Origin of the sequence: Neorhizobium sp. BETTINA12A, from assembly GCF_023006485.1 — a bacterium.
In the GTDB taxonomy this organism is placed as follows: Bacteria; Pseudomonadota; Alphaproteobacteria; order Rhizobiales; family Rhizobiaceae; genus Neorhizobium.
This window is the reverse complement of sequence record NZ_JALBGW010000166.1, coordinates 1-9,983: the sequence shown is the minus strand read 5'-3', so window position 1 is coordinate 9,983 and position 9,983 is coordinate 1. Positions and strand designations below refer to the sequence as shown.

9 protein-coding genes are annotated in these 9,983 nt (G+C 61.2%); 6 read left to right on the top strand and 3 right to left on the bottom strand.

What is annotated here, in order from left to right; all coding sequences use genetic code 11:
* The coding region (locus MOV61_RS25145; RefSeq protein ID WP_247138544.1) for a lytic transglycosylase domain-containing protein at positions 1–637 on the top strand (637 nt) is incomplete at its 5' end.
* 41 nt (positions 638–678) lie between these two features.
* On the opposite strand, the gene MOV61_RS25140 is transcribed toward MOV61_RS25145, so the two are convergent.
* Positions 679–2,031: a serine hydrolase gene (locus tag MOV61_RS25140; RefSeq protein WP_247138543.1), complete on the bottom strand. Its 1,353-nt coding sequence runs from the start codon at positions 2,029–2,031 to the stop codon at positions 679–681.
* Between the two features lie 166 nt (positions 2,032–2,197).
* On the opposite strand from MOV61_RS25140, the gene MOV61_RS25135 reads away from it, so the two are divergent.
* The 5 genes from MOV61_RS25135 (at position 2,198) to MOV61_RS25115 (ending at position 7,402) form a co-directional block, all read left to right on the top strand.
* Positions 2,198–3,445 carry a DUF3419 family protein gene (locus tag MOV61_RS25135; RefSeq protein WP_247138542.1) on the top strand — a complete coding sequence of 416 codons (1,248 nt, stop codon included), beginning with the start codon at positions 2,198–2,200 and terminating at the stop codon, positions 3,443–3,445.
* Positions 3,445–4,113: a class I SAM-dependent methyltransferase gene (locus MOV61_RS25130; protein WP_408962428.1), complete on the top strand. Its 669-nt coding sequence runs from the start codon at positions 3,445–3,447 to the stop codon at positions 4,111–4,113. Before MOV61_RS25135 ends, MOV61_RS25130 begins: the two co-directional genes overlap by 1 nt.
* A 146-nt stretch (positions 4,114–4,259) precedes the next feature.
* Positions 4,260–5,045, top strand: a complete 786-nt coding sequence (locus MOV61_RS25125) for a GH25 family lysozyme (protein WP_038549310.1) — start codon at positions 4,260–4,262, stop codon at positions 5,043–5,045.
* 140 nt (positions 5,046–5,185) lie between these two features.
* Positions 5,186–6,388: a lytic murein transglycosylase gene (locus tag MOV61_RS25120; RefSeq protein WP_247138540.1), complete on the top strand. Its 1,203-nt coding sequence runs from the start codon at positions 5,186–5,188 to the stop codon at positions 6,386–6,388.
* 84 nt (positions 6,389–6,472) lie between these two features.
* Positions 6,473–7,402, top strand: a complete 930-nt coding sequence (locus tag MOV61_RS25115; protein ID WP_247138539.1) for a DMT family transporter — start codon at positions 6,473–6,475, stop codon at positions 7,400–7,402.
* A 417-nt stretch (positions 7,403–7,819) separates the two neighbouring features.
* Here MOV61_RS25115 and metF read toward each other — a convergent pair whose 3' ends face one another.
* Together metF and MOV61_RS25105 are read right to left on the bottom strand one after the other, a co-directional pair.
* Positions 7,820–8,707 (bottom strand): methylenetetrahydrofolate reductase [NAD(P)H], encoded by an 888-nt coding sequence (metF, locus tag MOV61_RS25110; protein ID WP_247138538.1) that lies wholly within the window; start codon positions 8,705–8,707, stop codon positions 7,820–7,822.
* A 13-nt stretch (positions 8,708–8,720) separates the two neighbouring features.
* Positions 8,721–9,719, bottom strand: a complete 999-nt coding sequence (locus MOV61_RS25105; RefSeq protein ID WP_038587638.1) for a metalloregulator ArsR/SmtB family transcription factor — start codon at positions 9,717–9,719, stop codon at positions 8,721–8,723.
* Positions 9,720–9,983: the final 264 nt, after the last annotated feature.

The window sequence follows — 9,983 nt, the reverse complement described above, 5'->3', positions numbered from 1 at the left end:
CCAGCCGGCGAGCCTTGCGATGCCAAAGGGCAGCCGCCTCGTGTCGCCGCCGATCGCGCCTGCCGTCACCGAAGGCCGGATCCAGCCGGCCGCAGCCTCGGCAATCGCGCTCGACGAACCCGAACTTACGCCTGATATGGTCGCACTGCAGACCGTCGTCCCGATCCCTCGCCCGGACACTGCGACGCTTGCCTATGCAGCGCAGCCGAGAGCGATCGCCGCATTGTCCGCCATGGAATTCCCACCGGCTCCGGGCGAGCCTATGCCGACCACGGCGTCCGATGCGCCGCCGGAATTGAGCAAGCTCATCAAGCGTTATGCCGGCATGTACGGCGTGCCGGAATCGCTGGTGCACCGCGTCGTGCATCGGGAAAGCAAATATGATCCCAAGGCCTATCACAAGAACGGCTATTGGGGTCTCATGCAGATCAAGTATTCGACCGCCAAGTCGATGGGTTACGAAGGCCCGCCCGCCGGCCTGCTCGATGCCGAGACCAACCTCAAATACGCGATCAAGTACCTGCGTGGCGCCTGGCTGGTTGCCGACAACAAAAACGACAATGCCATCAAGCTTTATGCGCGCGGTTATTATTATGACGCCAAGCGCAAGGACATGCTGGACGTCCTGGAGAAGTAAGCCGGGCCTGAAAAATATTTGGACGGTATGCTTGCGGCACCTCAGGGCGCCGTTGTTGTTTTCACCACCTCGGCGACAAGCCGTGTCGGATCGTAGCGGTTCCAGCTCGGCGTCAGCCCAAGCCTTACCACGACCAGATCGAGCGACGGGACGACCGTGATGGTCTGCCCATCATGCCCCTGGATGAAAAAAGCATCCGCCGGCATGTCCGGATTGTTCTTGCCCGGCAGCCAGGTCTGCATCTTCGAATAACGGCCGTTCGACGTGGCGTTGGCCTGGTGCATCAGCGCGACAAAACCGTTCGGTAGGATCCGCCTGCCGTTCCAGACGCCGTCTCGCGCAAGCAGCAGCCCCATACGGGCCCAGTCCCGCGCCGTCGCATACATATAGGAACTGCCGACGAGAGTACCGGCCGCGTCGGGTTCAATGACGGCGCTTGTCATACCAAGCGGACCAAACAGGGCCGTGCGGGGATAGGCGAGCGCCGCGGTCCTCTCGCCGACCTTCTCCATCCAGATTTTTGAGAGCAATACGGCGGTACCGGAAGAATAGCTGAACCGCGAACCGGGATCGGCCTCCAGCGGCTGGTCGGCGGCAAAATTTGCCATGTCCGGCTCGAGATAGAGCATGCGCGTCACATCTGCGACCGCGCCGTAATCCTCGTTGAAGGCAAGCCCGCTTTCCATGGCGGCGAGGTCCGCAATCCGGATATCGCCGCGCTGGTTGCCCTGCCATTGGGGAAACAATCCCTTGTCGTCCAGCGAAAGCTTCCCGTCCCGGACTAGGGTGCCGAGGATCGCGGCGTTGACGGTCTTGGTCATCGACCAGCCGAGCAGCGGCGTGTCCTTGGAAAAACCGCGCGAATAGGCCTCGGCGACGATCCGCTCCCGCTTGACCACCACCACCGCCCGCATGCCAGGCCCGACGAGATTCGCATCTGAGAGGAGCCGCGCAACCGACGGATCAGGTTCCACTTTTCCACCTTCCGGCCAAAGCGCGGACGGATCGGCTGACGTAACGGCAGGCACCGGAACGGTGGCGGCTGCCGCGGCTGCGCCGTCAGGCGTGACGGTGCAGCCGAGCCCTTCGCGATAAACCGCGTCATTGCCGGCGAAAATGCCAAGCAGCGCCGCATGAACCCGCTTTTCCGTTCGATCGACGGAAACCCGCATCAATCTTAGAAGCGGATTGCCGGGAGCCTGGACATCGACCGCCAGAACCTCGTCGCTGTCGCGTCCGGCAAAGAAGACGTTCGAGCAGACTATCTTGGCCGAATAGCCGCTGCCGACCCTCAGCAGTTCCGGAGGCGAGATATAGAGCCAGATCCCAAGCCCGATCAGGCCGACGAAGATGACGCCGATAAGGATTTTCAAAAACCGGATCAAGAACCGCATGCATGCCTCCCATTGGACGGCCGCATGCAATCAGGAATCTCGGGTCCAAGGAAGAGGCGATCGGCCGCGCCCGGGCCTATTGCCGGACTAGACACAGGCCTCGTCATCAATCTGTAGCATGACGGGTTTACACGCCCTGAAACTCTGAACAAAGCGGGACTCGACCATGGCGGATATTGCACAGGAAGCCGGTTTTCGGAAAAACCAGAAGCTCAAGGACGCACTTCTGCAGCATAAAGCTCTGTCTCGGCAGGGTTTTTCAGAAAGGCTTTTCGGCCTCCTGTTCTCCGGTCTCGTCTATCCGCAGATATGGGAAGACCCGGAAGTCGACATGACTGCAATGGAGCTTTCCGACCAGCATTCGATCGTCACCATCGGCTCCGGCGGCTGCAACATGCTCGCCTATCTCTCTCGCTCGCCGAAGAAAATCGATGTCGTCGATTTGAACCCGCATCACGTCGCGCTGAACCGCCTGAAGCTCGCCGCCTTCCGCCACCTGCCCGGCCACGGTGATGTCGTGCGCCATTTCGGCATGGACGGGATCCGTACCAACAGCAAGAGCTACGACGCCTTCATCGCCCCGAACCTCGATGCGGCAACCCGCGCCTATTGGGACAAGCGCTCGATCGCCGGCCGCCGCCGGATCGAGGTGTTCGACCGCAATATCTACAAGACCGGCCTGCTCGGCCGTTTCATCGGCGCCGGCCATCTGATCGCCCGCCTGCATGGCATTAATCTGACCGAAATGGCCAATGCCAAGTCGCTGCGCGAGCAGCGCCAGTTCTTCGACGACCGCATCGCTCCGCTGTTCGACAGGCCGCTGATCCGCTGGATCACCAGCCGCAAGAGCTCGCTGTTCGGCCTCGGCATTCCGCCACAGCAATATGACGAGCTGGCGAGTCTCGCCTCCGATGGCTCGATCGCGCCGGTCCTGCGTCAGCGCCTCGAAAAGCTCGCCTGCCACTTCCCGCTGCGCGACAACTATTTCGCCTGGCAGGCCTTCGTCCGCCGTTATCCGAAGCCGGAGGAAGGCACATTGCCGACCTACCTGAAGGCCGAAAACTACCGCGCCATCCGCGATAGTGCCGAGCGCGTTACGGTCCATCACGCCAGCTTCACCGAGCTTCTGGCCCAGAAGACAGCCGGTTCGGTCGATCGTTACGTCCTGCTCGACGCGCAGGATTGGATGAATGACGAGCAATTGAACGACGTCTGGTCGGAAATCAGCCGCACGGCCGCACCCGGCGCCCGCGTGATCTTCCGCACCGCCGCCGAAAAAAGCGTGCTGGACGGTCGCCTCTCGCCGGCCCTGCTCGATCAGTGGTCCTATCTGGAAGAACGCTCCAGCGAGCTCAACCTCGAGGATCGCTCGGCGATCTACGGCGGTTTCCACATCTACGTGAAAAAAGCTTGATGGCGACCGATATGGCGAACAGCCCCCTGTCGAATGGCCACGCCGAGCGTATGGACCGGATGTACCGGTATCAGCGTCATATCTACGATATCACCCGCAAATATTACCTCTTCGGCCGCGACCGGGCGATTGCGGGATTGAATGTTCCGCCGAATGCCTCGCTGCTCGAAGTCGGCTGCGGCACAGGCCGTAACCTCGCCCTGGCCCACCGCCACTACCCGGCTGCAAGGCTCTACGGCCTCGATATTTCCGCCGAGATGCTGGAAAGCGCCCGGGCCAACTTCCGCGGCAAGCCGGTCACCCCGGAATTTCGGGTCGCCGATGCCACCAGTTTCAAAGCGGAAGAATTCGGCACGACCGGCTTCGACCGCATCCTGATCTCCTACGCGTTGTCGATGATTCCCGACTGGGAAAAGGCAGTCGAAGCCTCGCTTGCGGCACTTTCGCCGCATGGTTCTCTGCACATCGTCGATTTCGGCCAGCAGGAACGGCTGCCGGGCTGGTTCGGGCGGTTTTTGAAGGCGTGGCTCATGCGTTTCCACGTCACGCCGCGGCCGAACCTGCACGACGTGCTCGAAAGCAAGCTTGCCGACGCTGACGCCGATATGATCTTCGAGGAGATCGGCGGGGGCTACGCGTGGCACGCGGTCATCCGCCGTAGGAACTGAATCCCGGAGCTCTCTGGGTTTCGAGCTGGAATTCCTCTTGCCCTAACTGATTTTTTACGACGTTATGGTGAATATGGAGTTCACGCCTCCCTGTTTTGCGTCGAACGGGGCAAGAGGCTTCCACATCGACACCACACGGGATGTTCATGCCTCGGCTCCTTCTGGCCCTCCTTGCGACCGCGTTCCTTGCCACAGGATGCACATCCTCAAGCTATGACCTGATGGAAACGTCATCGGTCAAGAAAATGCGGTTCAAGGACAGCGACCCGCAGGATTTCGGCAAGAACCACCCGGGCCTGCATGAGATCCACGGCATCGACGTCTCCAAGTGGAACGGTACGGATATCGACTGGCCGGCCGTGAAGAAGGCTGGAATAGCCTTCGTCTTCATCAAGGCGACCGAAGGCAGGGATCGCATCGATCCGACCTTCGAGCTGAACTGGCGAGGCGCCGCGTCGGCCGGCATTCCTTACGCTCCCTACCATTTCTATTATTTCTGCTCGACGGCCGACGAACAGGCCGATTGGTTCATCAACAACGTGCCCAAGGATGCGGTAAAGCTGCCGCCGGTCCTCGATATGGAATGGAACCAGGCTTCGCCGACCTGCAAGACCCGTCCCGATCCCGAAACAGTGCGTGCATCGATGCAGCGCTTCATGGACCGTCTCGAGGCCTATTACGGCAAGCGTCCGATCATCTATACGTCGGTGGATTTCCACCGGGACAATCTGGTCGGCGCCTTCAGCAACTATCATTTCTGGCTCCGCGCCGTGGCGCAGCATCCCACCAAGATCTACCCGGATCGCCGCTGGGCCTTCTGGCAGTATACTTCGACAGGCATCGTTCCGGGCATCAAGGGTGAGATGGATATCAACGTCTTTGCGGGCACGTCCAAGAACTGGCATAACTGGATTGCGGCGGTGAACAAGTAACTCCGTTCGCAGGGCGAACAGGTGTCTGGCAATGTGTGAGCAGTTGCGATAAAAACTGCGCCACCAGGGCTGCCGCCCATGTTTCGGTCACAAAATTTTCCGAGATCAGGCGGCGCTTACTCAGATTCTAGGAACGCCGAATGTCCGCTCGCTTTGCCCGCCGCCTCGCCCTCGCCTCCGTCATCACCAGCTGCCTCGCCTCCACCGCTCTCGCCCAGACCCCGGCTCCCGCCTGCGGCGGCGATCTCGGCGCCTTCCTGAACGGCGTCAAGGCGGAAGCCATTTCCAAGGGCGCATCGGCAAGTGCTGCGGATGAAGCACTCGCCGGCGCGCAGATCGACCAGAAGGTCTTGTCTCGCGACCGGGCCCAGGGTGTCTTCCGACAGACCTTCATTGAATTCTCGCAGCGCACCGTCAGCCAGGCCCGCCTCGATATCGGCCGCCAGAAGATCAAGCAGTATGCGGACGTCTTTGCCCGCGCCGAAAAGGAATTCGGCGTGCCGCCAGGCGTGATTACCGCCTTCTGGGCCATGGAGACCGATTTCGGCGCCGTCCAGGGCGATTTCAACACCCGCAACGCCCTGGTGACGCTTTCGCATGACTGCCGCCGCCCTGAACTTTTTCGCCCGCAGCTGATCGCCCTGATCGAAATGGTCCAGCATGGCGATCTCAATCCTTCCTCCAACACGGGTGCATGGGCCGGCGAGATCGGCCAGGTGCAGATGCTTCCGAAGGATATCGTCGCGCACGGCGTCGACGGTGACGGCGATGGCCATGTCAACGTCAAGACCAGTTCTCCGGACGCCATCCTGACAGCCGCCAAGTTCATCCAGAGCATGGGCTTCAAGCCCGGCCAGCCCTGGATGCAGGAAGTGACGCTGCCCGAGAACCTGCCTTGGGACAAGTCCGGCCTCGGCAACGAAATGCCGGCAAGCGAATGGTTCAAGCTGGGCGTCGTCCCGCGCGACGGCGTAACCAATTTCGGCAACCTGCCCGCAGCCCTCATCCTGCCGCAGGGCCGCAAGGGACCGACCTTCCTCACCTATCCGAACTTCAACATCTATCTGGAATGGAACCAGTCGTTCATCTACACGACTTCGGCCGCCTATTTCGCAACCCGGCTTTCCGGCGCTCCTACCTATCAGAAGGGCACGCCAGACCAGGGTCTCGACGATACTGGCATGAAGGCGCTGCAGACCAAGCTCGAAGCGCTCGGCCACGATATCGGCAAGGTCGACGGCATTCTCGGATCGGGTACGCGCCAGGCCGTCCAGAAGGAACAGGCACGCCTCGGCCTGCCGGCCGACGGCTGGCCGACCCAGGGCCTGCTCTCCGCGCTCTGAAATTCAATCGCCACCCGGCGAAAACGGGTGGCGACTCGTGGATCATCGGGATATCCCTTCGCCTTGACCGCGAGGAGATTTCGCATGACAACCGCCGCCATTTCGAAACCCGGCGCCGTGGCATGGGCGCTGATCCTGCTGCTCGGGCTGATCTGGGGTGGGTCCTTCTTCTTCGCGCGCGTAGCGGTCTTTGAAGTTCCGCCCTTCACGCTCGTTTTTCTGCGCCTGTTTCTGGCGGCGCTGGCGCTCCATATCTACCTGCACGGTCGCTTCGAGCTCTATGCGACGCTTCGCACCCATTGGCGCTCGTTTCTGGTGATGGGCTTTATCAACAACGCCCTGCCCCACACGCTGATTTTCTTCGGCCAGACCGAGATCGGCGCCGGGCTTGCCTCGATCCTCAACGCGACGACGCCGATCTGGACGGTTCTGATCGCCAATCGCTGGACCACTGACGAGAAACTGACACCCGCAAAGATCGCCGGCTGCCTGATGGGATTTGCCGGTACGGCCGTGCTCATCGGTCCCGGCGTCACGGCGGCCGCCTCCGTGCCGTTCTGGGCGCTGATCCTGCCTATCCTTGCGGCAATCTCCTACGGCGTGGCCGGCACCTACGGCAAACGTTTCCGCGGCCTGCCGGCACCTGTCAGCGCCACCGGACAGCTTACGGCCTCCAGCCTGATCATGCTGCCCGTGTCGCTCTTCGCCGACCAGCCCTGGGCACTGCCCGCCCCGTCGACGCACGCCGTTATTGCGATTCTCGCCTTGGCGCTGCTGTCGACCGCCTTCGCCTATCTTCTCTATTTCCGGATTCTTGCACTGGCGGGTGCAACGAACGCGTCTCTGGTCACACTCGTCGTGCCTCCGAGCGCTATCCTTCTCGGCGCGCTTTTCCTCGGCGAAAAGTTGGAGGCGACCGACCTGATCGGCATGCTGCTGATCGGCTTCGGCCTCGTCCTGCTCGATGGAAGGCTTCTTCGCAGGCGCAGCAATGTGGCATCGAGAGCGCCGTAACGGGGCGAAACCATCACGGAATATGTCAGAAGTTAACAGCCGTACACGGCTTTTTAACTTTGCGGAAATTAAGATTAACGGATTGTTTATTAATAAAAATCAGTGACTTGCGCGATCCTTTCCGGCGTAAGGCGAATAGGCGCACGGCACTGCAGCATCGAAAGACGCTTCCCAACCGGCACAAAACCGACATAAAGTCTGCCCGTCAACGCAAGGAGGCAGACATGGGACGTACATACTCTCTCAATGTCTTGGTAGTCGGTGCAGCGTTTGTGTTTGTGGCATCCATGCTCTTCATTTGAGCGCCACCAGTTCCACTACCAGTTCAAAATATCGCATCCACGACCGTTTGATAATCAGCACTTCCGGTGAAAACGCATGCTCCTTTCGTAGGAGCATGCGTTTTTTTCAATGCGCTCAGGCAGCGGCAATACGCGGCGTGCGTATCTGCCGGCGGCCGAGCCGATGCAGGACGGCGGATACGAGCGGTGCGCGGTTCATCGTGTAGATGTGGAAGTCGCCAAGTCCGCGGCGGATCAGGTCTTCGATCTGTTCGGCGGCGATATCGGCGGCGACCTTGGCGCGATCCTCGGGCTTGTCGTCGAGCCCTTCGAAACGAGCATCCAGGAAGGACGGAACCGAGGAACCGCAGCGGCCGGCGAAACGCTTGAGCTGGGTCAGGTTCTGGATCGGCATGATGCCCGGCACGATCGGGATCGAGATGCCGGCAGCCCGGACCTTTTCGAGGTAACGTTCAAAAACGTCGTTGTCGAAGAAGAATTGGGTCAGTGCCCGGGCAGCGCCGGCATCCGCCTTGCGCTTCAGCATTTCGATGTCTGCGGCAAGATCGGTGCTTTCCGGATGTTTCTCGGGATAGGCGGAGACGGAAATGTCGAAGCCGCCGAGCTCGGTCAATCCGCGCACCAGGTCTGCCGCATTGGCATAACCCTCCGGATGCGGACGATACTCGGTGCCGACACCGCTCGCCGGATCGCCGCGCAGGGCAACGATATGGCGGATGCCGGCGGCGCGATATTCGCTGACCACCGAATGGGTTTCTTCGTGCGTGGCGTCGACGCAGGTCAGATGTGCGGCGGTCGCAAGCGAGGTCTCTCCGACCAGTCGGCGCACCGTATTGATCGTTGGCGCCTTGGTCGAACCGCCCGCACCATAGGTGACCGAAACGAACCTCGGGTCCCAGAGCGCCAGTTCATCGACCGTATCCCAAAGCTGGCCCTCCATCTCGTCCGACTTCGGCGGAAAGAATTCGAAGGAAACGCTGAAAGTTTCGCTATCGGCGGTCATTGGTTCAGCTCCCTTAAAGAACGGTTTGCGATTGGGCGGAGGCGTGATGGGCAGCAATCAGCAGCCGGCGGTCGCGGGCAAGCCAGACGGTGGCCGTAAGCCCGCCTTCCTTGCCCGAACCCAGATCGATTGCCTGCTCGACTTCGAGGCCCACCTTCTCGAGCCATTCCGCCATCACCTGATGGGAAAAGCCGAGACGCACATGGGCATGGTCGTTGCGCAGGTATTCGAGCGTATGCGGTGCGAGATCGACGATCAGCAGGCGGCCGCCCGGACGCAGCACGCGGGCGGCCTCGGCGATCGCCAGTTCCGGCTGGTCGAGGAAGTGCAGCACCTGATGAACGGTGATCAGGTCGAAATCCTGGCCTTCGAGCGGCAGGTTGAGAATGTCGCCATGCCGCACCGACGCCTTGACGATCCCAGCCTTGTCGAGATTGGAGCGGGCGACCGAGAGCATGTCGCGGCTCGCGTCGATGCCAACGGCGCGACGATAGATGTTGGACAGAAGTTGCAGGATCCAGCCCGTGCCGGTGCCAAGATCGAGAAGCGCGTCGACCGGCGTCGTGCCGATCAGCTTCAGCAGCGCCGACTCGACGGCCGCGTCGCTTATATGCAGGCGGCGAAGCTCGTCCCATTCGGACGCGTTGCGGCTGAAATAGGCCTGGGCGCGCTCGGCATGCAAGCGCTTGACCATCGTCAGCCGCTCGCTGTCTCTCAGCAGCACCGGATCCTCCTCGGAAGCGGCCGCCAGCAGCGTCCTGACCAGCGTTGCCGCCTTGCCTTCCTGCTTCAGCCGGAAATAGGCCCAGGCGCCTTCCTGATAGCGATCGATCAGTGCTTCCTCGGCAAGCAGCTTCAGATGCCGCGAAATGCGCGGCTGCGACTGACCCAGGATTTCAGTAAGATCGGTGACGGTCAGGTCCCCGGCAGCGAGAAGCGCGAGCAGGCGGAAGCGCGTCGGCTCGCCCGCCGTTTTCAGTACGTCCACCAGGGTGTCGAGCGCCAATCCCATTCAGCCGCATCCTTACGTAATCAAGATATAAAGATATGTTTATATCGTTTTTCCGTTCTACGCAAGCGGCAACTGATGGATCCGACGAGGTCGCCTGAAACGCAGAAGGCGGCCGAAGCCGCCCTCCTAAATTTTGTTGGTGCCAAGAAGATCAGAACTCTTCCCACTCGTCGGTCGATTGCGCGAGAGCCGTATTTCCGCGGGAAACCGGAGCGCGGGTCGGCGCCGGCCGGGTCGGGGCAGCGGCAACCGGGCGTGAGACCG